Annotated in this window: 29 protein-coding genes and 4 pseudogenes; 20 read left to right on the top strand and 13 right to left on the bottom strand. The window is 36.0% G+C overall.

Annotated elements, in window-relative coordinates; translation table 11 throughout:
• The first annotated feature begins 555 nt into the window (after positions 1-555).
• Together AB3Y88_RS12675 and AB3Y88_RS12670 are read left to right on the top strand one after the other, a co-directional pair.
• A complete protein-coding gene (locus AB3Y88_RS12675) occupies positions 556-1,362 on the top strand; it encodes a ParA family protein (RefSeq protein WP_056959863.1) in 807 nt (268 codons plus the stop codon).
• Positions 1,359-1,706, top strand: coding sequence for a DUF5388 domain-containing protein (locus AB3Y88_RS12670; RefSeq protein WP_056959865.1), 348 nt, complete (start codon positions 1,359-1,361; stop codon positions 1,704-1,706). The genes AB3Y88_RS12675 and AB3Y88_RS12670 overlap by 4 nt, the downstream gene beginning before the upstream one ends.
• 34 nt (positions 1,707-1,740) lie before the next feature.
• Here AB3Y88_RS12670 and AB3Y88_RS12665 read toward each other — a convergent pair whose 3' ends face one another.
• Entirely contained in the window at positions 1,741-1,869 is a 129-nt protein-coding gene (locus tag AB3Y88_RS12665; RefSeq protein ID WP_228890123.1) for a ribbon-helix-helix protein, CopG family, read from the bottom strand.
• A 288-nt stretch (positions 1,870-2,157) separates the two neighbouring features.
• Here AB3Y88_RS12665 and AB3Y88_RS12660 point away from each other — a divergent pair, with 288 nt between their 5' ends.
• The 3 genes and pseudogenes from AB3Y88_RS12660 to AB3Y88_RS12650 all read left to right on the top strand — a co-directional run.
• Positions 2,158-2,460, top strand: a complete 303-nt coding sequence (locus tag AB3Y88_RS12660) for a hypothetical protein (RefSeq protein WP_054758161.1) — start codon at positions 2,158-2,160, stop codon at positions 2,458-2,460.
• 1 nt (position 2,461) lies between these two features.
• Complete coding sequence (locus tag AB3Y88_RS12655) at positions 2,462-2,716, top strand: hypothetical protein (protein ID WP_054758160.1); 255 nt, start codon at positions 2,462-2,464, stop codon at positions 2,714-2,716.
• Between the two features lie 215 nt (positions 2,717-2,931).
• Positions 2,932-3,396: pseudogene (locus AB3Y88_RS12650) on the top strand (Bro-N domain-containing protein); the annotation flags it as partial.
• A 234-nt stretch (positions 3,397-3,630) separates the two neighbouring features.
• Here the strand turns inward: AB3Y88_RS12650 and AB3Y88_RS12645 are convergent.
• On the bottom strand, positions 3,631-3,882 hold the full coding sequence (locus AB3Y88_RS12645; protein WP_002816285.1) for an IS3 family transposase: 252 nt from the start codon (positions 3,880-3,882) through the stop codon (positions 3,631-3,633).
• A 232-nt stretch (positions 3,883-4,114) separates the two neighbouring features.
• Here AB3Y88_RS12645 and AB3Y88_RS12640 point away from each other — a divergent pair, with 232 nt between their 5' ends.
• The 8 genes from AB3Y88_RS12640 to AB3Y88_RS12605 all read left to right on the top strand — a co-directional run bounded on the left by AB3Y88_RS12640 (position 4,115) and on the right by AB3Y88_RS12605 (position 8,673).
• Positions 4,115-5,056 carry an aldo/keto reductase family oxidoreductase gene (locus AB3Y88_RS12640; RefSeq protein WP_056960398.1) on the top strand — a complete coding sequence of 314 codons (942 nt, stop codon included), beginning with the start codon at positions 4,115-4,117 and terminating at the stop codon, positions 5,054-5,056.
• A gap of 247 nt (positions 5,057-5,303) precedes the next feature.
• Positions 5,304-5,567 (top strand): AbrB/MazE/SpoVT family DNA-binding domain-containing protein, encoded by a 264-nt coding sequence (locus tag AB3Y88_RS12635; protein ID WP_056960396.1) that lies wholly within the window; start codon positions 5,304-5,306, stop codon positions 5,565-5,567.
• On the top strand, positions 5,567-5,914 hold the full coding sequence (locus AB3Y88_RS12630; RefSeq protein WP_017867064.1) for a type II toxin-antitoxin system PemK/MazF family toxin: 348 nt from the start codon (positions 5,567-5,569) through the stop codon (positions 5,912-5,914). Before AB3Y88_RS12635 ends, AB3Y88_RS12630 begins: the two co-directional genes overlap by 1 nt.
• Before the next feature lie 89 nt (positions 5,915-6,003).
• On the top strand, positions 6,004-6,690 hold the full coding sequence (locus tag AB3Y88_RS12625; protein WP_228890134.1) for an IS6 family transposase: 687 nt from the start codon (positions 6,004-6,006) through the stop codon (positions 6,688-6,690).
• 24 nt (positions 6,691-6,714) lie between these two features.
• On the top strand, positions 6,715-7,251 hold the full coding sequence (locus AB3Y88_RS12620; RefSeq protein ID WP_261909705.1) for an IS30 family transposase: 537 nt from the start codon (positions 6,715-6,717) through the stop codon (positions 7,249-7,251).
• Between the two features lie 318 nt (positions 7,252-7,569).
• The gene (locus AB3Y88_RS12615) at positions 7,570-7,794 is read left to right on the top strand and encodes a hypothetical protein (RefSeq protein WP_054758118.1); all 225 of its coding nucleotides are present in this window, start codon (positions 7,570-7,572) and stop codon (positions 7,792-7,794) included.
• A gap of 242 nt (positions 7,795-8,036) precedes the next feature.
• Positions 8,037-8,315: a type II toxin-antitoxin system RelB/DinJ family antitoxin gene (locus AB3Y88_RS12610; protein WP_054758119.1), complete on the top strand. Its 279-nt coding sequence runs from the start codon at positions 8,037-8,039 to the stop codon at positions 8,313-8,315.
• Positions 8,308-8,673, top strand: coding sequence for a type II toxin-antitoxin system YafQ family toxin (locus AB3Y88_RS12605; protein ID WP_054758120.1), 366 nt, complete (start codon positions 8,308-8,310; stop codon positions 8,671-8,673). Before AB3Y88_RS12610 ends, AB3Y88_RS12605 begins: the two co-directional genes overlap by 8 nt.
• A 163-nt stretch (positions 8,674-8,836) precedes the next feature.
• Here AB3Y88_RS12605 and AB3Y88_RS12600 read toward each other — a convergent pair whose 3' ends face one another.
• Positions 8,837-9,319 (bottom strand): DNA starvation/stationary phase protection protein, encoded by a 483-nt coding sequence (locus AB3Y88_RS12600; protein ID WP_054758121.1) that lies wholly within the window; start codon positions 9,317-9,319, stop codon positions 8,837-8,839.
• Between the two features lie 203 nt (positions 9,320-9,522).
• Here AB3Y88_RS12600 and AB3Y88_RS12595 point away from each other — a divergent pair, with 203 nt between their 5' ends.
• The 3 genes from AB3Y88_RS12595 to AB3Y88_RS12585 all read left to right on the top strand — a co-directional run bounded on the left by AB3Y88_RS12595 (position 9,523) and on the right by AB3Y88_RS12585 (position 11,985).
• Complete coding sequence (locus AB3Y88_RS12595; RefSeq protein ID WP_054758122.1) at positions 9,523-9,756, top strand: heavy-metal-associated domain-containing protein; 234 nt, start codon at positions 9,523-9,525, stop codon at positions 9,754-9,756.
• A gap of 19 nt (positions 9,757-9,775) precedes the next feature.
• Positions 9,776-10,063 carry a hypothetical protein gene (locus AB3Y88_RS12590; protein ID WP_054758123.1) on the top strand — a complete coding sequence of 96 codons (288 nt, stop codon included), beginning with the start codon at positions 9,776-9,778 and terminating at the stop codon, positions 10,061-10,063.
• Between the two features lie 65 nt (positions 10,064-10,128).
• Positions 10,129-11,985, top strand: a complete 1,857-nt coding sequence (locus AB3Y88_RS12585) for a heavy metal translocating P-type ATPase (RefSeq protein ID WP_367293458.1) — start codon at positions 10,129-10,131, stop codon at positions 11,983-11,985.
• 96 nt (positions 11,986-12,081) lie between these two features.
• On the opposite strand, the gene AB3Y88_RS12580 is transcribed toward AB3Y88_RS12585, so the two are convergent.
• The gene (locus AB3Y88_RS12580; protein ID WP_054758124.1) at positions 12,082-12,753 is read right to left on the bottom strand and encodes a Crp/Fnr family transcriptional regulator; all 672 of its coding nucleotides are present in this window, start codon (positions 12,751-12,753) and stop codon (positions 12,082-12,084) included.
• Between the two features lie 15 nt (positions 12,754-12,768).
• Positions 12,769-13,136, bottom strand: a pseudogene (locus tag AB3Y88_RS12575) (DUF488 domain-containing protein).
• 251 nt (positions 13,137-13,387) lie between these two features.
• On the opposite strand from AB3Y88_RS12575, the gene AB3Y88_RS12570 reads away from it, so the two are divergent.
• On the top strand, positions 13,388-14,074 hold the full coding sequence (locus AB3Y88_RS12570) for an IS6 family transposase (RefSeq protein WP_080335201.1): 687 nt from the start codon (positions 13,388-13,390) through the stop codon (positions 14,072-14,074).
• A gap of 70 nt (positions 14,075-14,144) precedes the next feature.
• Positions 14,145-14,396, top strand: a pseudogene (locus AB3Y88_RS12565) (transposase); the annotation flags it as partial.
• A 125-nt stretch (positions 14,397-14,521) separates the two neighbouring features.
• On the opposite strand, the gene AB3Y88_RS12560 reads toward AB3Y88_RS12565, so the two are convergent.
• The 5 genes from AB3Y88_RS12560 to AB3Y88_RS12540 form a co-directional block, all read right to left on the bottom strand.
• Positions 14,522-15,235: a GntR family transcriptional regulator gene (locus tag AB3Y88_RS12560; protein ID WP_056959480.1), complete on the bottom strand. Its 714-nt coding sequence runs from the start codon at positions 15,233-15,235 to the stop codon at positions 14,522-14,524.
• Between the two features lie 102 nt (positions 15,236-15,337).
• Positions 15,338-16,156 (bottom strand): PfkB family carbohydrate kinase, encoded by an 819-nt coding sequence (locus AB3Y88_RS12555; RefSeq protein ID WP_056959478.1) that lies wholly within the window; start codon positions 16,154-16,156, stop codon positions 15,338-15,340.
• Between the two features lie 13 nt (positions 16,157-16,169).
• Positions 16,170-17,141, bottom strand: a complete 972-nt coding sequence (locus tag AB3Y88_RS12550) for an SIS domain-containing protein (RefSeq protein WP_056959476.1) — start codon at positions 17,139-17,141, stop codon at positions 16,170-16,172.
• 47 nt (positions 17,142-17,188) lie between these two features.
• Positions 17,189-18,022, bottom strand: coding sequence for a transporter substrate-binding domain-containing protein (locus AB3Y88_RS12545; protein ID WP_056959474.1), 834 nt, complete (start codon positions 18,020-18,022; stop codon positions 17,189-17,191).
• A gap of 64 nt (positions 18,023-18,086) precedes the next feature.
• Complete coding sequence (locus tag AB3Y88_RS12540; RefSeq protein ID WP_056959472.1) at positions 18,087-18,920, bottom strand: sugar phosphate isomerase/epimerase; 834 nt, start codon at positions 18,918-18,920, stop codon at positions 18,087-18,089.
• Between the two features lie 321 nt (positions 18,921-19,241).
• Here AB3Y88_RS12540 and AB3Y88_RS12535 point away from each other — a divergent pair, with 321 nt between their 5' ends.
• Together AB3Y88_RS12535 and AB3Y88_RS12530 are read left to right on the top strand one after the other, a co-directional pair.
• Positions 19,242-19,928 carry an IS6 family transposase gene (locus AB3Y88_RS12535; RefSeq protein ID WP_228890134.1) on the top strand — a complete coding sequence of 229 codons (687 nt, stop codon included), beginning with the start codon at positions 19,242-19,244 and terminating at the stop codon, positions 19,926-19,928.
• A 173-nt stretch (positions 19,929-20,101) separates the two neighbouring features.
• Positions 20,102-20,260: pseudogene (locus AB3Y88_RS12530) on the top strand (helix-turn-helix domain-containing protein); the annotation flags it as partial.
• Here AB3Y88_RS12530 and AB3Y88_RS12525 read toward each other — a convergent pair.
• The 3 genes from AB3Y88_RS12525 to AB3Y88_RS12515 form a co-directional block, all read right to left on the bottom strand.
• Entirely contained in the window at positions 20,202-20,504 is a 303-nt protein-coding gene (locus tag AB3Y88_RS12525; protein ID WP_228890139.1) for a hypothetical protein, read from the bottom strand. The pseudogene AB3Y88_RS12530 and the gene AB3Y88_RS12525 sit on opposite strands and share 59 nt — an antisense overlap.
• Positions 20,505-20,579: 75 nt before the next feature.
• Positions 20,580-21,335 (bottom strand): ABC transporter permease, encoded by a 756-nt coding sequence (gene fetB / locus AB3Y88_RS12520; RefSeq protein WP_056959482.1) that lies wholly within the window; start codon positions 21,333-21,335, stop codon positions 20,580-20,582.
• The coding region (locus tag AB3Y88_RS12515) for an ATP-binding cassette domain-containing protein (RefSeq protein WP_367293457.1) at positions 21,332-21,713 on the bottom strand (382 nt) is incomplete at its 5' end. The genes AB3Y88_RS12515 and fetB, both read right to left, overlap by 4 nt.

Genomic DNA, 21,713 nt, shown 5'->3' with positions numbered 1-21,713 from the left:
ATAGACTACTCAATTATTTTTTTGAAGTCGTCCCTGAGTTCAGGACGTGTCTACTTTTTAGCACTCACTTATAACCAGCTGTCAACTACCTAGATAGTAAGGTTATAGGCTTTGCTTTATCTCGCAGCTTGTCTCCTGCGTTTTTGAAATCAGCTACATTTACAACACTGATAGGATGTTGTATAATAAGACCATAATTGATGATACTTGGTGTGGGTCATTCCAATATTGGAGTATTGGGTGGCTTTTTCTTTATGAAGAGCTTGTCCTTTGGGATAGCTCTTTTTTTTGTATGCTTAAAAGATAACACAACTTAAAATTATTGTCAAATATAAAAGTATACTGTATACAGTGTACCGTATATAATACACAGTATTCAGTTAACAGTATATTGTATAATGTATGGTTTATACTGTATTATAATTTGTCAAATTCAATATTATCAACGTCTCAAAGATATCAGTTTCTTTTGTATACTTTACACAGTAGACGGTATATAGTATGATGTATGGTGTATTAAGTATGAAGTATGCAAAATGAAAAAGAGGGAAAATTATGATAATTAGTTGTGCAAATGAGAAAGGCGGATCTGGTAAAACCTCCACTACCGCACTTTTAGGTTGGGAATTAGCTTCATTAGGTTACAAAGTATTATTAGTAGATTGCGACCCACAATCTAATTTAACAGATCTTATGATTAAAACTAAAAGCCAAGAAAACACCGAGATAACTATAGATCCTTCACTTTTTGCCTTGTTAATCAATAATAGAAACCTCAAAGATGGAATTATTGATATTAAAGATAATCTATCTCTGCTACCAGTTGCTTCAGATATGAATTTATTTAGTCGTTGGTTGGATAAACAAGATTTATCTGAAAAAGAAAAAGTTACTTACTTAAAGAATGCTCTGAATAACCTAAAAGATGACTATGATTTTATATTCCTTGATGTAAGCCCCACAATGAGCCTTACAAACGACAATGTATTTATGGCATGTGATTGGTTGGTAATTATGTTACAGACTCAACAACGTTCATTATTGGGCGCTAAGAGTTTTTTAGAGTATTTGCAAACCAACTTGATAAATACGTTTGATTCTAAGGTAGACATTTTAGGAATCTTACCAGTATTAACTAAAGGTCAATCTAAAATAGATAATTCTATTTTAAAAACAGCAATAACTGATTTTGGAGAAGGAAATATGTTTAATAATGTAATTACTGCTATGGAACGTGTAAAGCGCTATGATTTAACTGGAATTACAGAAGATCATAAAAATGTATGGGATAAAGCTACTCATAGCGTGTACACCGCCGTTGCTAAAGAATTAATAAATAGGCTAGGAGTTGATAATAAATGAGTGGTTTATTACAACACAATAACAACAGCGAAAAGCGAATAGATAAAAATGTAGAAGTTAAAACTAAGCAAATTTCTAGAGCAGATGTTGGCTTTACAGATATTGAAAAAGATGTGATTCCCACATTTGATGTAAGTGTTAGGTTAGACAATCATGCTAGAAATGCCCTAATGGCATTAGCTAAAACTACAGCAGAAAAACGTTCTATATCTGAAATGTTGTCTATCATGATTGAAGACTATTCTAAAAAGTTAAATGGAAACACTATTACAGCCTACAGTGAGTATCTGAATGCTCTAGAAGAAAAAGACAAGCTTTCTTATAAATTAAAAAACCATAAATAGAAAAACAAGACTTAGCAACTAAGCTAGGTCTTTTTTATTTGGCTAAATATTCTTTTATCAATTCTTCTAATAGAGTTGCTACACTCTTATTCTGTTCAATCGCCTTAATCTTGATAGCTTTAATTAATTCACCATCTAGGGTAGTGGTAAACTTCTTTTTCATCTTATCACCTCCGTATACAGAATACCATAAATATTACTAGTTGACAAATACGTATATACGTGTTAAAGTGTTAGTAAGATAAAGAAAGGGAGTGAGCTAATGGAGTTCCTACATGAGTGTTTAATCGTTGCTGTAATTACCTTAATACCAATGGCACCTATATTTATTGGAGAGAATTTAGAGCACAAAAATAGCCAGGAGAGAAATGAACGCCACATTCAAAAGTCCTAGCCATCATTCATTTTAGCATATAAATAAGATAAAGCGATATAATAAGGAGAGATCAAAATGGGATTATTTAAGAGTACAGAACAAAAAGAAGCAGAAAAACAGGCAAAGTTGGAAAAATGGTTAACTGAACGAGGTTTAGAAGATGTACGCAAAGACAGCTTTAAACAGGTTGGACGAATTAGGGACTATCTAAGTGGCACAGGTTTATTAGGATTCATGCCTTCAGTTTCAGATGCTACTAAAAATACAATGTACTTGCTTCAGGCTGAAGTAGAGCAGAATTGGTTACTGATTAAGCAGCAGGATAAACTTGCTACACAAAACGATGAAATTATTAAGTTATTGAAAGAGGGAAAGTAACATGTGGTTAGTTATTGTAGTTGGTTTAGGTTGGTTGTTGTTACCATTCATTATGAGGGTATTTTGGTTTGTTATGACTGTTGGAGTCATTTTAATTTTAGTAAGTCTGGTATATAAAGCTGCATTGTGGGTACTGATTCCATTCTGTATCTATTGGGTAGGACAACGCTTGATTGATCACCACTATCTTAAAACTGGTAAGGGTGAATGGTGGGCTAGTCATAAATTAAAGGATAAAATTAAAGCTGAAAAGTGAGTTATAATTAAATTGCACTACTTAAATTGCACTACTGTTGGCTAGGTTATGATAACGCCTAGTCTTTTTTTATACATGTTTTTAAAAATAACGCTTTCATTTAAAATTCAAAGCTCATATTAAACGTTTAAGAGCTTTTACAATTATTTTAAAATTATACTAGAACATATTAAAGTCGCTTAAAACGTCTTATATTGGCATATAGAAGTATCACAATGAATTCTCCACAAGTGGCGAGTGTGCTTGGATATAAAGATACTATTAATGCTTTGAAATCTCATGTTGATAATGAAAATAAAACCACCGTCCTCTTAGAGGACACAGGTTCAAACTACAAGTCTAAAACGGGTCTTATTAACGAGTCAGGTATGTATAGTCTAATTCGCACAGTGGCAATTGAAGATGAACCTTGGTTTGTTGGCAAAGATGTGGCTGAAGTTTTGGGTTATTCTAACACACGTAAAGCATTAATAGATCACGTTGATAGTGAGGATAAGAATAGCGTAACGATTCGTGACGGTATTAAAGGGAACCCTAATAAATCGGTAATTAATGAATCAGGACTTTACAGTTTAATTCTTTCAAGTAAGCTTCCAGAAGCGAAAGAATTCAAACATTGGGTAACAAGTGAGGTTTTGCCTTCAATCAGAAAGCATGGTGCATATATGACAGATCAGAAAGCTGGGGTGGCGTTTTACCACCTCAGGTCAAAACCGCAGCTGAGATATTAACCGTCATGTTGACAGTGAAGATCCGCAGAATCCGTTGTTTTAAGTCCTCATCTTCGGCCCGGCGTTTTGAAGGCTTTGGGGATCGATAACGATAATACTGAGCTCTGGAAACACCGAGGATTCGGCACATCTTAGTTACCTGGTGGTTATGGCTTTCTTGGTGAATGTAATCAAAAATATTGGTTACTTCTGCGCAAGGAAGCCCAGGGCTTTTTTTAGGATTTCGTTCTCCTCAGACAGGGAAGCCAGCCGCTTTTCCATCGCTTTAATTTCGTCTGGCGATTTACCGGATTGAGTTTTGGCTTGGCCCTGGATCCACTTATGAACGGTTGAATAGCCAATGCCATATTCTCTGGCCAGTTGGGCGGCTGATTCGCCTTGTTTATATAGGTTGATGATGTTTTGTTTGAATTCTTTGTCGTAACGAGTTGGCATGTAAAAATTCCTTCCTTTTGAGAGACGATTTATTCATTATACGCTCTCTTAAAAGTTGTCTCAGGAATCAGCTTACATCCATTAGCGGATAATTGCTTCTAACGAGACAAAGATTTTAAGTTTGATAAGATCAACTTTGTTGAATTTGGTTCCAAGTTTTTATCGTTTTGAAATTGTCTTTAATTGTTTTATACTTGCCATAAGTATTAGAGATGAAAGGAAGGATATTTTAATGAAACAAGTCAAAATTGGTGGTTCTGGTTTTACAGGTTCTGAGGTCATTTTGGGCATTATGCGCATTGCACCCCTAAGTGTCGACGATGCGGTTACTGTTTTAGAAACTGCCAAGGACTTAGGTATTAATTATATTGATGCCGCGGACGTCTACGATGCCGGGAAGGCTGAAGAAAGGTTTGGCCAAGCGCTTAAAAAATCATCTTTGTCACGAGATGACTTCTTTATTCAATCTAAAGGCGGAATTTATCGTAATCCTGAACGTAATAATGAGATCACACGTTATGACTTTTCAAAAAAGCATTTACTCGAAACTGTTGATGGCATGCTCGAAAGGATGGGTATTGACTATCTAGATAGTTTCTTGCTCCACCGTCCTGATGCATTAATGGACCCAGCCGAAGTTGCAGCGGCTTTTGATGAATTACAAAGCTCTGGAAAGGTCCGGCATTTTGGCGTATCTAACATGAACCCTGGTCAAGTGGACTTAGTTCAATCAGCTGTCAATCAAAAACTACTGATCAATCAGTTGCAATTTGGTGTAATGCACACAGGTCCGATCGATCGTGATATTCACACAAACATGACGGACGCTAGAAGTATTGATCATGATGGCGGATTATTAGAGTATTCACAACTTCACAACATGACGATCCAAGCATGGTCGCCCTTCCAATATGGTCAGATCGAAGGGACATTCATTGACAATCCTGATTTTCCTAAAGTTAATGATAAACTGCAAGAATTAGCAGATAAATACAGTGTATCTAAAAATGCCATTGCTGCTGCCTGGATCTTGCGGCACCCTGCAAAACTACAAGTGATCGCTGGTACAATGAACCCTGCTCATTTACGCGATACAGTAGATGGCACTAAGGTTAAACTAACAGCTCAGGAATGGTACGACGTTTACTTGGCTGCAGGTAATGATCTGCCCTAAACTATTTTTCGCTTAAACATGTGAAAAGCTCCCTTTTCAGGTTACTTGCCTGAAGTCGTGGTTATGTCAAATAGACTCACTCTAAAATTGAGTGAGTTTATTTTTATACAAAAAAAAGAACCTCTTAACGCTCACTTTAAACTGTTTTCTCTAAACTTCGTCCTGATTATTAACGTTGATCAAGGATTGTCTTCCTCTTTTAACTATGTTATTATTTAAGTAAGGAAAAAGTAAGGAGTTGATTTATATGAATACTAACGATTCAACTACCGTTCGTTCAAAGATTACGAGTAAAAATCAGGTAACTATTCCTAAAACCGTGCGTAATCTTTTAGATCTTCAATCTAGTGACGTTATTGAATGGAAAATCTCCCCTAATGGCACAATTACTATTATCCCTAGTAAACCCGATCTGTGGCAAACTGTTGCAGCACAAGAAAAACAATTTGGTAACCTATCTACTCCAGAACTCGACTGGGGACCAGATGTAGAAAGTGAAGATTTTGATTAATGAAATTAACTCAAGGTGACATTTTATGGATTGATTTAAACCCCGCTAAAGGCACTGAAACTAAAAAGAAGCGCCCTTGTTTGGTTATCAGTAACGCTCACTACAACCAATATTTTAATACTGTGATTGTGGTACCAATTAGTACTTCTGCAAAATATTGGCAGGTGGAAAAGTATGCTAAATCTCCACTTTTTGTGGAGATCAACCATAATAAGATTCATGGAACAGCTTTATTGCAACATGTTCGTGCTATTGACCCCACTAAACGTTCAAACGGACAAGTTGAAGCAACTTTAAAGCCTGAGGAAATACAACTTATTACCTCTAGAATCCGTCAATTTTTTTAGCGCTATTTAGTTCCCAAGTGGTTCTGGTGCAAAATTTTTCAGGTAAACTTATTTTGAGTATAATTAGCCTAAAAAGCGAGGTAGCGATGATGAAAAATTATTTTAAAGGGCGACATTTCCAAAAAGATATTATTTTGGTAGCCGTTGGCTACTATTTTAGATTCTCATTAAGCTACCGTGATGTGGTTGAAATTTTGCGTGACCGTGGAATTATTATTCATCATACAACCGTCATGCGCTGGGTTCACCATTACGGGCCACTATTCAAATTATTATGGCGAAAACAGCGAGATACTCATAGTCAAAGCTGGCGAGTTGATGAAACCTATATTAAAATCAAAGGTCGTTGGTATTACTTCTATCGCGCCATCGATAGTCATGGATTAACACTAGATTTTGAGTTACGTAAACATCGTGATTATCAATCCGCCTATCATTTTTTGAAACGTTTATTGACGACCTATGGTCGTCCCGATTGTCTGGTTACTGATCAATATGCTGGCACTTTAAAGGCTATTAAACAAGTAATTAAAGATGGCTTATTGGTGAAAGCAAATCACCAATGTTCTAAATATCGTAATAATTTGATTGAACAAGATCATCGGTTAATTAAACACGTCTTAGTAAAATCAAGCGGTTTTCAATCACTACGAACTGCGCTAAAAACGCTAAGTGGGATTGAAGTCATGCATCAACTACATAAAGTAAGCCAAAGAGAACCAAGTCTCTTTGGTTTTTCGTGGTCACAATCACTAATCGAATTATTAGTACAATGATCCGTTCAACAATCGTTCCAATGTATTACAAAGACTATTTTGTTAATTTTGCACCAGAACCATCGAAATGTCCGACAGCGCCGAGCTAATGAGCATCGTGGCACATTTACAAGTGGGACTTCCATTGAACAACGACCAAAATCTGTCAATCAGCGATTAGCTTTTGGTCATTGGGAAGTCGATACGGTACTTTCTAGCCGAGGTCAGTCACGAGCATGTTTGGTCACTTTTGTAGAACGTAAAACCCGGCTTCTATGGGCTATCAAAGCCCCTAATCGCACCGCCAAGACCTTAAATGATACCTTTGGAAAGTTTATGGGGATCTTCGGTTCCCAAGTGAAATCTATAACTGTTGATCATGGTAAGGAGTTTGCCGATTATCGATCCATAGAACAAGACTATCAGATTAAAGTTTATTTTTGTCACCCGTATTCACCATGGGAACGGAGATCCAATGAATATTTCAATCGACGGTTACGTTGGTTTTTCCCGAAAAAGACTAACTTTGACCAGATAACGACTGATGAAATCGCAACACTTACGAGCCAAATGGCCGCCTGATTTAATGCTTTCCATGGTTCAAATAAGTTATTAATCACGATTAATGATTTATTTGAGCTGTGGAAGGTAAACGCGGTTCTGAATGTCTCTTAAAACCTGTCTCAAATATTGACTTCAATCCATAGTGTTATGGGCGGTCAAGTGAATGGACTAAGTTAAACTTAACCACTGGGTTTAATCTTGGGGTGAGACTAATAGGGTATGTAAACTAGTAGTGTATTTAATTATAATAACTTCGATTATAAACATATTCATTGACAACACTTGCTTGGGAACGCTAACCTCACTGTAAATATATCTTGATTGGAGGGGTTTTTCATGCCATGGAGCGAAGGTAATTATCCACAGTCGATGAAAAATTTAAAAAAAGCGATTCGCAGTAAGGCAATTGAAATTGCTAATGCTTTAAAAGATAAGGGTTATAGTGATCAAAGAGCTATTTCTATAGCAACTGAAAAAGCAGAACAATGGTATAAAGATCATCATGTAACTAGTGACAGCCCTAGCCCTTTTAAAAAAGGCAAAAAGCATTCTCACCGTTAAAATAATATTTTTATTCTAATTTGAGAAAAAACAAAGGTGTGGCCAGCCACATCTACTATGGGCGCTAACGCCCCGCACCCCGTCTAAGCTTGACCAGATTTAAAATTATTGAGTAAAGTATCTTGAACCTCTTTGAGAACATTTGAATCTTTGGTTGGTAAGATAACTTGTTGCACGATAACACTCCTTTTTTACTTTGTGTGACATATGGTGTACAATTATAAAAGAAAGGACTGATGATAATGGCTAACGCAGCAACTAGTTCCAGAATTAACACTAGAATCGACCCAGTAATTAAGAAAAAAGCCCAGGAACAACTGGCTCAACACGGATTAACTATGTCTGAGTTTATGCGAGTAGTTGTGACAACCGTGGCTAACAATGGATTACCACAATATTATGGTTTTCCAAACAAGCAGGTTGCTAGGTCGTTAACTGAGGTGGCTGAAGACCTTGCAGGGACTACAGAATTAAAGAGTGCGACTAATAAGCAAGAGTTGGAGCAGTTGTTAAATGAGTAAAATAACTCCAACCACTCAGTTTAAGCGGCAATATAAAGTTGTGAAGAAGAATCCCAGATGGCGGCCAATTTTTAATGGAAAGGTACCTTTCGATGCCGAGGAACGTTCTCCTTGGGATTACATAATTGACTGTTTTTTAACAGATAAGAGCATTCCAGAATACTTCTATGCACATCCACTAAACTTACCTAAGAAAGTGATACAACAGCTTAAAAAGCGTGTTCCAGGACAAAATATAAAATTTAAAGTCCTAGAATTACATTTTTATGGTCATAATGGCGATCATTTATTGGTTTATGCCCAGATATTGGATCAGGTTTACTTAGTAGCGATTGGCACGCACAGTGACTTATTTTAGTTAATCTAAGGGTTTATAATAATTTAAACACAAATAAATAGCCCCTAATATCTATAATGCAGATATTAGGGGCTATTTTAACAATGTTTTTGAGGGGTTATTGGTAAAAAAATGGACCCTAAATTTTAGAAAATGTCTTTTTCGTTTTCAACAGTCCAAAAATTTATTCTTCATCGAATGGGCCCTTATCAAGATAAGCACTTAACATCCATATTTTCTTGTCAATATCAGTCTTGAAACCGTTAATCATATCCTGTGTAGGTTGATCATTTTCTTCATCAGTGATTTCGATTGCTTTTTGAAATTGATCTCTAAGATATCTGAAATTATCTACTAAACGTTGCATTAATTCAGGCAGAGTGAATTGATCAAATTTGATTTTGTTATCTGGTAAACCCGTCTGCTCGATAAATTCATGTGTTGTTGAAAATGGAGCACCATTTAAAGCAATCAAACGCTCAGCAACTTGATCTTCTTCGTCCGCAAAAGTTTCATTAAATTCATCCATCTCTGGGTGTAAAGTAAAGAATTGTTTGCCACGCATATACCAGTGAGTTTGATGAACGTTAGTTTGAACTTGTTCTAGGTCAGCTACTAGCTGGTTAAGCTGGGCCCGAGTTTTGGGGTAATCATATTTTTGATTCATAAGATAATCTCCTCCTAAATTAATTTTTATTACGCCATAACTGTAGTATGCTTTCACTGAAAAATCAAAGAATAACCACAATGTTTAGAAAAAATATAAATTGAAAATTTAGGGAGTTAGAGAAAAATTGACGATGATCAATTATAAAAAAATACAAGCCGTTTATACTACACAGTAGAGAGGCAAGAAAGGAGATTTTTATGATGAAAAAAGCTGTTATCAATTTAGAGGAGTTAGCATGTCCGACTTGTATGCAAAAGATTGAAGCTGCCGCTGCTTCAGTTAAAGGAATTGATAAATCTAGTATTAAAGTAATGTTTAACGCTAGTAAATTAAAGGTTAACTTTAATGAAAAAGAGGTGACAATTGAAGGCATTGAAAAGGCTATTGAAGATATTGGATACCCAGTAATCAAAGCAAAGGTTGTCACAATTTAAAGAAAGAAGGAGCCAACAAATGAGTAGATATAGCGAGTTACAAGAAGAGTACTTTCCCGATTTAGAAACCTATACTTTAGCGATCACTCGTGCGCACGGAAAAAATCATCCAGAGACATTTAAAGTACATGAGTTATTTAACAAAATAGAAGCAAAATCTCAGGCCAAGGAAGATGTAAGTTCAGAATACCAAGAAATCAGAAAATTGACTGATAACTATAAAATTCCAACAGACGCGTGCCCAACAATGGAAAAAACTTACAATTTTTTGTCTGAACTAGATCAAGCGTACAGTACAGAAAAATAGAGTACAAGATATAAAAACAGGTGCTGTTAATAGTACCTGTTTTTATATCAGAAAGGAATCCTGAAATGCAGAAATATATTTTAGCTCACAAAAAAGAGTTAACGGTGATTAATGGTTCTCTGCTTTTACTAGCCTTACTCGACCACTTTTTTCTAACACAGGGAAAAATAGTTCCCTTTGCACTAATACTTTCGGGGATCGTCGGAGTTTTACCGATTGCTATCCAAGCCTATCAATCTTTAAAGGTCAAAATAGTTAGTATTGATGTTTTAGTAACGATCGCAGTATTCGGTGCCTTTTTTGTTCAAAGTTATGAAGAAGCAGCTGTAGTGACGTTTCTCTTTTTAGCGGGACATTTTTTAGAGCAAGCTACACTTAGTAAAACACGTAAGGCAATTAGGGCTTTAACTGAAATGGCACCAGAGGTCAGTTTAAAGAAAAATCAAGCTGATCAATTTGAGGAAGTTCCGATCGACGAAGTTCATGAAGGAGATATCCTTTTAGTTAAAACTGGTGGAAAGGTTCCGGTTGACGGTAAAGTACTTACTGGCTCAGGGTATGTTAATGAGGCTAGTATAACTGGCGAATCCAAGACGGCTAACAAACAAATAGGTTCGGCAGTCTATGCTGGCACTATCCTAGAAAATGGAACATTTCAACTACAGGCTGAGCGAGTTGGTGAAGACTCAGCCTTTGGTAAAATCATTGAATTAGTGGAGGAAGCACAAGATTCTAAGTCTAGTGCAGAACGTTTTATTGATAAGTTTTCAAAATACTATACGCCAGTAGTATTATTATTAGCGATCATTGTGGGACTAATCACTAAGGACATTGAGCTTGCCGTGACGGTCTTAGTTCTTGGTTGCCCAGGTGCTTTGGTTATTGGAATTCCTGTTTCAAACGTTGCTGGGATAGGAAATGGCGCCAAACATGGCATACTACTAAAAGGTAGTGAAACAATACAAGATTTTAGCAAAGTTGATACTATGGTTTTTGATAAAACTGGCACACTAACGGTTGGTGCTCCACGAGTGAATAAAGTTATTTCAAATCCTGAAATAAATGAGAACAAGGCTATTAGTACTTTAGTAAGTATAGAAGCTGAAAGTGATCATCCGTTAGCGCAAGCTGTAGTAAAGACCTACCCCGACACGCTAAAGTATCCGGTTACCCAGACACAGGTGATCAAGGGAGGCGGAATTACTGCAACTGTAAACGGGAATAAAGTTACTTTAGGTAATTTACAATTAATAAAAACTAACAAAATTAAACTAAGACCAGAAGAAATAGCACAAAGTAAGGGATTAGAAGCTGAAGGTAACTCTTTAATTTTCATGGCTATAAATAATCAGCTAGCGTTAATTTTAGGGATCAAAGATCAATTACGACCCAATGTAAAAAATGAATTAGCTAGTTTAAAAAAACTGGGAGTTAAAAATTTGGTACTCTTATCAGGAGATAACCAGGGAACAGTTGATCAAATTGCACAACAGTTAAGTTTAACTGAAGCTAAGGGAAATATGCTGCCTGAAGATAAGGCAATGTATATTAAAAAGTTGCAGGAAGAAGGAAAGAATGTAACCTTTGTTGGTGACGGAGTTAATGACAGCCCTTCGCTTGCTACAGCTAATACAGGGATAGCCATGGGCAATGGGACAGATGTCGCTATTGAAACATCAGACATTGTTTTACTAAATTCAGATTTTAGCCGCTTGGCTCCCGCACTTAGATTAGTCAAGTCTACTAGGCATAACATGTTGCAAAATATCGTTATTGCAGTAGGGGTAGTTCTCTTTTTATTAAGTAGTCTTTTATTTAGTAATTGGATCAACATGGGGATTGGAATGTTTGTCCATGAAGCAAGCATTATTGTGGTGATTCTAAATGCACTTCGCCTACTAAATCATCGTTTAAAGCGATAAAAAATGGACTGGTACAAAACTAATAATTTTTCCTATAAATACAAAAGTTGCATCATAATGAAATGAAAGAATCCCACTATGATGCAATTTTTATTTTTACAAAGCATTAAGATCATTGATCTGAATATTTCTGGCTGAAATGGACTTTATTACACCTTGTTTTTCTAGCTTATGAAAACCTCGAGTAATTGACTCCGGCGTTGTTCCTAAATAAGAAGCTAAATCCTTTCGTGTCATAGGTAATTCAACTCTAATGGGCTTATCTTTCTTATTTATGATAAGGCTTGATAAATAGGAAGTAATACGTTTAGTAATTGAAGAGTATGCCACAGTAGCTGTTTGTTTTTCAGAAACTTCCAAACGCTTCGACATTTGTTGTAAGAGGCTCAGACTAATCTCGGGATAGTCTAACAGAGCTTTTTTTAAATTTTCCCGTGTTAATTGACAAATTTCAGTATCTCTAAGGGCTTCTATTATATCGGTATGTCGTTGCTGTGGCTGAAAGATACTCCACTCACCAGTAAATTCTCCTGGGCCTAATAAACGTATTAATTGTTCTTCTCCAGTTTCTAGGATCTGATAATTTTTTAACTGTCCTTGATGTACGATATATAGAGTATCGTTTTGATTAGCGAAGCTGTATAGAAAATTTCCTTTGGATATTTTTCTGCTAGTGACTTTTTGAGATAGTTTGGTTAATTCGCTTTCGTCTAAAATGGCAAAAATTGGCACCAAAGCAATGCACTGTTTTTTTTCATTAGACTGCATATGCACTCACCTTCACTATTTTTTGATGTTTAATTTTTCTTGGAGATAGTTGCGTAGTACGATAGCTTGATTGTGATCTTCATCCTTAGCACTATAAGTAAGATAATATCAACGTTTGCTATTTTTAACCTAATTTTAGCGATAAATTTAGGTGTCTCTGGATTTTCAGCCAATTCTTTGCGGTATGCTTCACTAAATTTTGGAAATTTTTGTGGGTTATGATTGAACCATTTGCGAAGTTTATTTGAAGGGGCAATCATTTTGTCCCAATCATCAAGATTTGCCTTAGCTTTAGAAATTCCACGAGGCCAAAGACGATCTATTAATATTCGATATCCAGGTTGAGTTGAATTAGATGAATAAATCCGTTGTATTTTTATCACAGTAAACCTCCTTAAATATATCAAAATTAAATTCAAATCTAGCTTATTACTTATCCTTAAATAAATTATGTCAGTATCTTAGGGGGGATTTCAATTATAGACCCTTAACTCAATCATTTTTGAATTATTCATCATTTTTATTTTTTGTGGGCCAAATGGGTTTAGTCATGATTATTATGATGGTTCTGGTGCAAAATTTTTCAGGTAAACTTATTTTGAGTATAATTAGCCTAAAAAGCGAGGTAGCGATGATGGAAAATTATTTTAAAGGGCGACATTTCCAAAAAGATATTATTTTGGTAGCCGTTGGCTACTATTTTAGATTCTCATTAAGCTACCGTGATGTGGTTGAAATTTTGCGTGACCGTGGAATTATTATTCATCATACAACCGTCATGCGCTGGGTTCACCATTACGGGCCACTATTCAAATTATTATGGCGAAAACAGCGAGATACTCATAGTCAAAGCTGGCGAGTTGATGAAACCTATATTAAAATCAAAGGTCGTTGGTATTACTTCTATCGAGCCATTGATAGTCATGGATTAACACTAGATTTTGAGTTACGTAAACATCGTGATTATCAATCCGCCTATCATTTTTTGAAACGTTTATTGACGACCTATGGTCGTCCCGATTGTCTGGTTACTGATCAATATGCTGGCACTTTAAAGGCTATTAAACAAGTAATTAAAGATGGCTTATTGGTGAAAGCAAATCACCAATGTTCTAAATATCGTAATAATTTGATTGAACAAGATCATCGGTTAATTAAACACGTCTTAGTAAAATCAAGCGGTTTTCAATCACTACGAACTGCGCTAAAAACGCTAAGTGGGATTGAAGTCATGCATCAACTACATAAAGTAAGCCAAAGAGAACCAAGTCTCTTTGGTTTTTCGTCGTCACAATCACTAATCGAATTATTAGTACAATGATCCGTTCAACAATCGTCCCAATGTATTACAAAGAATTACAAAGACTATTTTGTTAATTTTGCACCAGAACCTTAAAAAAGCTAATCGAACTCTCAACAAGCATCAATCAGAAATTATTAACAGTTTTAAAACTTCGTTTTCAAACGGTCCAGTTGAGGGAACAAACAACAAAATAAAAGTTATTAAACGAACAGCCTATGGATTCAGAAATTTTGAGAATTTTCGTCTCAGAATCTTAGTTTCATTAAAGAACAGTTATCTAAACTTGAATTACCATTATCATATAAAAAAAGCCATCCATTCTGAAGAACGGATAGCTTAAACATACAAGGTATACCAATTTCAATTACAAATTAAATAATTTATTTATCAGTACCACTTGCAGAAGAGCCTTAAAGGACTTTTTTCGTTTAACAAAATTAGCAGCACTTAATCTTATCCCGTGCATTAAATATCAAATTTATAATACTCACCTAAATAATATTGATGTCCTACATGAATTAGAATCTTATTTTGATCTGAGATTTCAGTTTCCATATAGAAAAAAGGTACTCCAATATTTATCTCCATTATTTTGGCAAGTTTAATGTCAGAAACACATAATTCCAAAGTTGTTTTTCCGGGATTGTCCGGGAAAATATTATATTTTTTCCCTAATAAATGGTATAGTGAATTTTCTAGATTCTCATTCAATAAAAATGCGAATCTTTTTTGGGAAAAATAATTATTTTCTAACATAATTGGTTTTTCGTTTGCCAATCTTTTTCTTCTAATCCAAATAGCTTGTTCACCATCGGCAAGTTTTAACTGCCTTTTTATCTCTGGTGTTGGTGTTATAATTTCTTTGTCCAACAAAATCGTTTTAGGTGTTAAGCCATTCTCAATACAACTGTCGGTAAATCCACGTACATACTCTATTTTTCTATTTACTTTTTTATAATTAACAAAAGTCCCAATTCCTTGTTGTCTAATCAAAACACCATTATCGACCAAACCATTGATAGCTTTTCTTACCGTTACTCGACTAACATTAAACATTTTTTGCAATTGCGTCTCAGTCGGTATCTTCTCGCCATGGCTAAATTTGCCAGAGTTTATACTGTTTTTTATATCATCTTGTATTTGTAGATAAAGTGGCCTTATTGAATTACTGTATTTCATTAAAACCTTCCCATTTCTTATAAAATCCTAATAACCAGCAAGTTTAGCCAGTTTATTTCAATTATAATAAACTGGCTGTCCTTAAGGAAGCCGCTGACAAATTTAATACTTCACGCCCAAACCAAATGATCCATTTAGCTGACAAATCTCAGCTGCAAATTCATGCGCTTTGACCATCGATTCTTCAATACCAACTTGTTTTGATAAATAAGCTACTAAAAAAGCTGTTATGAACGCATCCCCAGCTGCCATCGTGTCAACTGATTTCTCAATCGCTGTCGCCGCTTTTTCAAAAAAACGTTTACCATCGTATGCAATCGCTGCTTCTGACCCACGAGTAGCAAGCAAAACTTTATTGTTGCTTGTATAAACTTGCTGCAAAAAGCTTTTAACAGCTTCATCACTTTTGCCACTTAGTGAGAAAAAAACATATGCAACTTTATTAATTAGCATATCAACTTTCTCGTTAGTAAAATTATCAGAAAAATCATAAGACACCTTTAAATCTAGAGACTGCAATTTATCTAACAAATGATCAACTTGACCATAAAGTCCGATGTGGATCAAATCAAAGCTTTTTAAATAATCATCATCTGCGGCTGATAATTTTAATAAATTTTGAGCTGAAACTCCGCCTTTATTACTGCCAATGAAAATTCGATCATTATCTACAATTTTGACCTCAGAGTAACCATTTTCTCCCTCTTCAGTCCGGGCGTGGCTACTATCAATCTGCAATTTATCAATAACTTTTTTCAAGTAGCTACCTGCTTGATCAGAACCAAGAACTCCTAAAAAGCTCGCTTGCTGTCCAAGTTGCTTAGCAAAAACTGCGAAATTTAATGCGTTACCGCCAGGATACATCGTATATTTGTTAATATATTTATCAACTACTGCATCACCTAATCCCAAAACCTTCATACCAAAAGCCACCTTAATATTTAACTTTACCCATATAGCGTCTAACGTCTAGCGGATGCTGACGAACGTTTGCTAAAGCTTTTCGATACTGTGATAAAACACTATAAAATAAAACCGGATTGAAGTACTCGGCAACACTCTCATCAATTAAATCAAGTCCAAGTTCTTTTGCATCAATAACTTCAATCTTTTGGGCATAACGATCCAAAAATTTCTTTACTCTTTCATCTAAAGATCGTGTCCTGCCGATACTCAGCGTTAAAATAAACGGCAATTCTTTATCGGTCACTTCAAAGGGGCCATGGAAAAATTCAGCTGAATTTATTGGCACTGCATTCAACCACTGCATTTCCATTAACGAACAGATTGCAAATCCATATATCTGACCAAAAGTAGCTCCACTGCCAATTACATTAAATATCTTTTCACCTGCTCTTGCGTTTGCAAACGCCTTTGCCCTTTGTTGCACCAAATCTTCTGCATGGGCAACGATCGTATCAATTCTTTCCAATCCCTCTTTGAAGTTGCTGTAATTATTATAACCCTCAATTCTTTCGAACACTTCAACTGTTAAAGTCATAATAAGCGCCATCGGATTATTACTTACTTCCCGCTCGTTTCCCCAATCATATATATAACTATAATCTGCCGTCTCCAATAAATCAGCCTTTTCATTGAAGGTGAATCCGACCGTTTGGGCACCAGCTTTTTTGGCCATTTTTCCAGCATTAATAGTTTCTAACGTATTGCCGCTATGTGAGCATAAAATAACTAACGACTGCTTTCCCAACCTTTTAGGCGGAAATTTTACAAATTCATTGCTGGTAAACCACCCACTAGTTAAAGTCAGCGACTCATGCTCAAGTAAATAATTAGCTACATACATATCAACCAATGATCCGCCACAAGCAACAAAATAAATCTCTTTTAATTTTTTCTCACTGTTATCTACAATATTCTGGGCAATTGTTTCTTCTATCTTCATAAAGATCCCCCTATATTTATTAAAATCTAAAACTATTAAAAATTAATTTACTTCCCGTATTTGTCCTGTAATTGCTTTGCTTCATTAAACATTTTAGTATCTTCACCATTTTTTTGAAGCTGTGTTATAACTTTATTAACTCGTTTTTTCAGTTCATTATCTCCCTTGCGAATTCCAATATTATTGGTTTGTGCATCTTTTTTAACTGGAATTTTAACCTTAGCAATTGAGTATTTATCTGGAAATTTAGCAACATACTCAGTCGCAATTGCCTGCCCCACAACAATACCATCTAATTTTCCTTGAGATAATTCGGTTGACATGTTGGTAACTGCACTTTCTACAATTAAGTTGCTCTTTTTAAACCTTTTCTTTGCTTCTGTTTCCTGGGTACTGCTCTGCTGGACACCGATACTTTTACCAACCAGCGATTTAACTGAATCATATTTCTCAGCATTACCTTTTCTTACTAGTAAAACATCAGTTGCTTTATAATACGGTTTTGAGAAACTTATATATTTTTCACGCTGCTTAGTTACAGAGAGTCCAGCTATGATTAAATCGATCTTATTTCCTCGCAGGTCTGTAATCAACGAGGAAAATTCTTCATTTTGGATTTTTAATTTAACATGCAGTGCTTGGGCTATTTTTTTAGCAATCATCATATCATAACCGACAATCTGCTTCTGACCATCTTTAACGATTGGAAATTCGAAAGGTGCAAAGTCTGCCGAAGTCCCCACCACTAAGGTTCCCTTGTCTTGAATCTTTTTTACACTATTATCTTTGCTAGCGGACTTACTGCTAGAACAACTAGCAGCCAACACCATTAATCCTAAAAGCGAAATAACTAAAATTAATTTCTTGTATATTTTTTTCATCTCAATTTCTCCTCGTATTACATGTTGGTAGTTAAAAAGATCGTATTGCTTTGCTATAATTTCATTATTTTTCAGTCTGATTTTTTATCAGCTGAAATACTCGCTTATCTGCTTCAAAGGGCTTTTTATAGTACCTTGAAGCAGTTATTTCTTGACCTAAAAAGCCAGTATAATTGTATTTATTTAAAGTCTTAATCGCTGCAGCTAAGTCTTGTTCTCCATCCCCCCAAGCTAAATGACCTCCTGTTTTTCCACAATCCAAAAAATGAATATGCACAATTGAGGTGCCAAACGTGTTAAACCATTGTTCTAAAGTCTCACCGGCAACTGTTATCGCTGTAGTATCGATCATCGGCTTTAAGAAATCCGAGTTAACTTCGTGCAACATTTTTTTGGCATCTTCAATAGTCGTAACTATTTGTGACTCTTCCGGTCTAAGCGTTTCTAAGGCCAACGTAACATTTTGCCGCGCTGCAAATTCGGACAGTGAACTCAACATTTCTAAAGATCTTTGCCAAGCTTCACTTGCTGGCTCATTCAACAACCCAAAACCAGAATTAATTCCCATAATTTTTGCACCTAGCTCCGCAGTAATCCTAATTGCATTTTTAAAATATAGTTTGCTCTTTTGCCACTGCTCCAAATAAGGAGCAGCTATATTGTATTGATAAATAATAGATTCAGGAGTAAATACCGGTATTTTGATCTTATACTTTTTGGCTAAGGCAATAACTTTATTTAAGCTTTCGAAACTAGCCGTATCCAAATACAAATGGGGTGTTCCCCCCCACAACTCAACATTTTTAATTCCGATGTTATTTTGATAACTGAAAAAATCTTCTAAAGCATAAAATGGATAATGTATATTCATTCCTGCCAGATTATCCGTTTTAATCAAAAAAACATCTCCCTATTACAAGGCAACTCAATAATATGTATTAAGTCGTATTATATGATTTTAAAAACAATTTATACTATATCTTTAATATATGGAAAAATCAATGAGCTATTTCATTATTTTTTAATTTAGCAAAAGTTCAATTAAATATTCTTTTTTGCTAACGAAAAAGCCTAGCAAATCTTTCGGAACGCAACCAAAAGCCTAAAATAAATGGCTAGAAAAAAATAGCCTGCTAACTTTGATTGGTTGGTTCTGGTGCAAAAATTTTCAGGTAAACTTATTTTGAGTATAATTAGCCTAAAAAGCGAGGTAGCGATGATGAAAAATTATTTTAAAGGGCGACATTTCCAAAAAGATATTATTTTGGTAGCCGTTGGCTACTATTTTAGATTCTCATTAAGCTACCGTGATGTGGTTGAAATTTTGCGTGACCGTGGAATTATTATTCATCATACAACCGTCATGCGCTGGGTTCACCATTACGGGCCACTATTCAAATTATTATGGCGAAAACAGCGAGATACTCATAGTCAAAGCTGGCGAGTTGATGAAACCTATATTAAAATCAAAGGTCGTTGGTATTACTTCTATCGCGCCATCGATAGTCATGGATTAACACTAGATTTTGAGTTACGTAAACATCGTGATTATCAATCCGCCTATCATTTTTTGAAACGTTTATTGACGACCTATGGTCGTCCCGATTGTCTGGTTACTGATCAATATGCTGGCACTTTAAAGGCTATTAAACAAGTAATTAAAGATGGCTTATTGGTGAAAGCAAATCACCAATGTTCTAAATATCGTAATAATTTGATTGAACAAGATCATCGGTTAATTAAACACGTCTTAGTAAAATCAAGCGGTTTTCAATCACTACGAACTGCGCTAAAAACGCTAAGTGGGATTGAAGTCATGCATCAACTACATAAAGTAAGCCAAAGAGAACCAAGTCTCTTTGGTTTTTCGTGGTCACAATCACTAATCGAATTATTAGTACAATGATCCGTTCAACAATCGTTCCAATGTATTACAAAGACTATTTTGTTAATTTTGCACCAGAACCAAAAATTGATTATGGTAGATTGTAAAATTAATCCGAACGCTGTTCGGACAAAAAAGATCAGCTTCCTTTAAAATGGTGTTTACCACAAACCCATTTTTTAGGAGCTGATCTTTTGTCTAGTATAACCTATTCTGAACGAATTAAAATTGAAACCTTTTGTGAGCTAGGACTGACCAATATCCAAATGGCTGAGCGGTTAAAACGATCTCCGTCTACGATTTCTTATGAATTATCTCGTTGTCAACCTTATCAAGCTGAATTAGCACAAACAACAGGATCAGCAACACAAACAACGTCCCACTGATAATGATCAACCAGTGGATATTGCTACCTAAAATTGTAATCGCCAGCATGGTTAAAAACGAATAGAAAAATAGCGAAAACCAAATACCGTTACCTAGGCGAACCTTATCGCGATGATAACGCCAACCACAAATGGTTCCAAATATGAGTGGTACTAACCAGCCCCAGTAAAACATTGCTGGAACTGGAACCCAAACCGCGGCGTCATTCACATCAATACCCCCGCATTAAGTTTTATCTAAGCTTCCATCATAAAGGACTCCCCGCGGGACTGCAATCAGGAGTCATTACTTCAACTGTTTTTGTTCATTATAGAAATTACGGTAAGCTAAATAGCACGCAATGATTGACCCCAAACTAGTCGCTGATAAGAGCATGAACGTGACCATAATTTGATACCTAATGGCCCGTACTGGATCGACCCCTGCAAAGATCAAACCGGACATCATCCCTGGCAGACTGACTAGACCCACAGTCTTTGCCGAATCAATGGTAGGTGACATCCCCGTACGAATCGCCTCACGCACGATGGCAATCGAAGCATCAAGTAGACCAGCCCCTAACGCCAACCGTTCAAGCACACCTTGCCGCTGGTCATGAAACTGACTATTGAGGCTGCGATAAGCCAGCCCAATTGCGACCATTGAATTCGACGCAATCATACCAGAAATGGGAATCATTTGCGATGGCACAAACTTAATCGCACCAGATAGCACGAGGACGCCGAGTGTTACCCCCGTACTAACAAAAATGGCTAATAACGAAATGGCTAATGCATGGTCAATCCCCGGCCCCCGTTTTTTCGCATTCCAAGCCGCATTGAAGATAATGAAGCCTATCATCGCCAGCGTTAGCCACAAATTGTTGACTCGGAAAATATACTTTAGCAAGTAACCCACGATAAATAGTTGTACAACAGCCCGCACGACACCAATGACAATGTCCCTATCCAAGCCAAGTTTCTGCCACAAACTAATTCCTAACGCGACGAGCACTAACATTGCCGCCAAAAATAGCGACGTATTATTAGCTGCTAAATTCATGCGTGTACCTCCAATCTGCCAGCAACCACTTTCGCTAATTGATCTGCCGCAGCAATCTCTGTCGCGTCATGAGTAATCATGATCGTTGTCACGTGATCATGCTCATTTAACTGTCGTAACCAGGCGTGCACGATTTGCTTATTATTTTCATCCAAACCAGCTGTCACCTCATCTAATAACAACACTTTTGGTAAGAATAAGATGTTGCGAATCAGCGCGACCCGCTGCCGTTCACCACCGGAAAGCTCGATAATCGGCTGATGCAGGGTTCGTTCGGACAGCCCAACATTATTTAACGCCGTTACCACTCGTTGCGTATCCATGACTTGCTTACGAATTTGGTACGGGAAAGCTAAGTTATCTGCCACCGTCTCACCA

The organism is Liquorilactobacillus satsumensis (genome assembly GCF_964065465.1).
GTDB classification, from domain to species: Bacteria; Bacillota; Bacilli; order Lactobacillales; family Lactobacillaceae; genus Liquorilactobacillus; species Liquorilactobacillus satsumensis.
Note: the sequence above shows the minus strand (reverse complement) of the source record. Positions and strands in the feature narration are given on the sequence as shown.

Excerpts from the sequence above, each read along its gene's own strand:
- AB3Y88_RS12675 (WP_056959863.1), top strand. The coding sequence starts at position 556 with ATGATAATTAGTTGTGCAAATGAGAAAGGCGGATCTGGTAAAACCTCC.
- AB3Y88_RS12670 (WP_056959865.1), top strand. The coding sequence starts at position 1,359 with ATGAGTGGTTTATTACAACACAATAACAACAGCGAAAAGCGAATAGAT.
- AB3Y88_RS12665 (WP_228890123.1), bottom strand. The coding sequence starts at position 1,869 with ATGAAAAAGAAGTTTACCACTACCCTAGATGGTGAATTAATTAAAGCT.
- AB3Y88_RS12660 (WP_054758161.1), top strand. The coding sequence starts at position 2,158 with ATGGGATTATTTAAGAGTACAGAACAAAAAGAAGCAGAAAAACAGGCA.
- AB3Y88_RS12655 (WP_054758160.1), top strand. The coding sequence starts at position 2,462 with ATGTGGTTAGTTATTGTAGTTGGTTTAGGTTGGTTGTTGTTACCATTC.
- AB3Y88_RS12645 (WP_002816285.1), bottom strand. The coding sequence starts at position 3,882 with ATGCCAACTCGTTACGACAAAGAATTCAAACAAAACATCATCAACCTA.
- AB3Y88_RS12640 (WP_056960398.1), top strand. The coding sequence starts at position 4,115 with ATGAAACAAGTCAAAATTGGTGGTTCTGGTTTTACAGGTTCTGAGGTC.
- AB3Y88_RS12635 (WP_056960396.1), top strand. The coding sequence starts at position 5,304 with ATGAATACTAACGATTCAACTACCGTTCGTTCAAAGATTACGAGTAAA.
- AB3Y88_RS12630 (WP_017867064.1), top strand. The coding sequence starts at position 5,567 with ATGAAATTAACTCAAGGTGACATTTTATGGATTGATTTAAACCCCGCT.
- AB3Y88_RS12625 (WP_228890134.1), top strand. The coding sequence starts at position 6,004 with ATGAAAAATTATTTTAAAGGGCGACATTTCCAAAAAGATATTATTTTG.
- AB3Y88_RS12615 (WP_054758118.1), top strand. The coding sequence starts at position 7,570 with ATGCCATGGAGCGAAGGTAATTATCCACAGTCGATGAAAAATTTAAAA.
- AB3Y88_RS12610 (WP_054758119.1), top strand. The coding sequence starts at position 8,037 with ATGGCTAACGCAGCAACTAGTTCCAGAATTAACACTAGAATCGACCCA.
- AB3Y88_RS12605 (WP_054758120.1), top strand. The coding sequence starts at position 8,308 with ATGAGTAAAATAACTCCAACCACTCAGTTTAAGCGGCAATATAAAGTT.
- AB3Y88_RS12600 (WP_054758121.1), bottom strand. The coding sequence starts at position 9,319 with ATGAATCAAAAATATGATTACCCCAAAACTCGGGCCCAGCTTAACCAG.
- AB3Y88_RS12595 (WP_054758122.1), top strand. The coding sequence starts at position 9,523 with ATGAAAAAAGCTGTTATCAATTTAGAGGAGTTAGCATGTCCGACTTGT.
- AB3Y88_RS12590 (WP_054758123.1), top strand. The coding sequence starts at position 9,776 with ATGAGTAGATATAGCGAGTTACAAGAAGAGTACTTTCCCGATTTAGAA.
- AB3Y88_RS12585 (WP_367293458.1), top strand. The coding sequence starts at position 10,129 with ATGCAGAAATATATTTTAGCTCACAAAAAAGAGTTAACGGTGATTAAT.
- AB3Y88_RS12580 (WP_054758124.1), bottom strand. The coding sequence starts at position 12,753 with ATGCAGTCTAATGAAAAAAAACAGTGCATTGCTTTGGTGCCAATTTTT.
- AB3Y88_RS12570 (WP_080335201.1), top strand. The coding sequence starts at position 13,388 with ATGGAAAATTATTTTAAAGGGCGACATTTCCAAAAAGATATTATTTTG.
- AB3Y88_RS12560 (WP_056959480.1), bottom strand. The coding sequence starts at position 15,235 with ATGAAATACAGTAATTCAATAAGGCCACTTTATCTACAAATACAAGAT.
- AB3Y88_RS12555 (WP_056959478.1), bottom strand. The coding sequence starts at position 16,156 with ATGAAGGTTTTGGGATTAGGTGATGCAGTAGTTGATAAATATATTAAC.
- AB3Y88_RS12550 (WP_056959476.1), bottom strand. The coding sequence starts at position 17,141 with ATGAAGATAGAAGAAACAATTGCCCAGAATATTGTAGATAACAGTGAG.
- AB3Y88_RS12545 (WP_056959474.1), bottom strand. The coding sequence starts at position 18,022 with ATGAAAAAAATATACAAGAAATTAATTTTAGTTATTTCGCTTTTAGGA.
- AB3Y88_RS12535 (WP_228890134.1), top strand. The coding sequence starts at position 19,242 with ATGAAAAATTATTTTAAAGGGCGACATTTCCAAAAAGATATTATTTTG.
- fetB (WP_056959482.1), bottom strand. The coding sequence starts at position 21,335 with ATGAATTTAGCAGCTAATAATACGTCGCTATTTTTGGCGGCAATGTTA.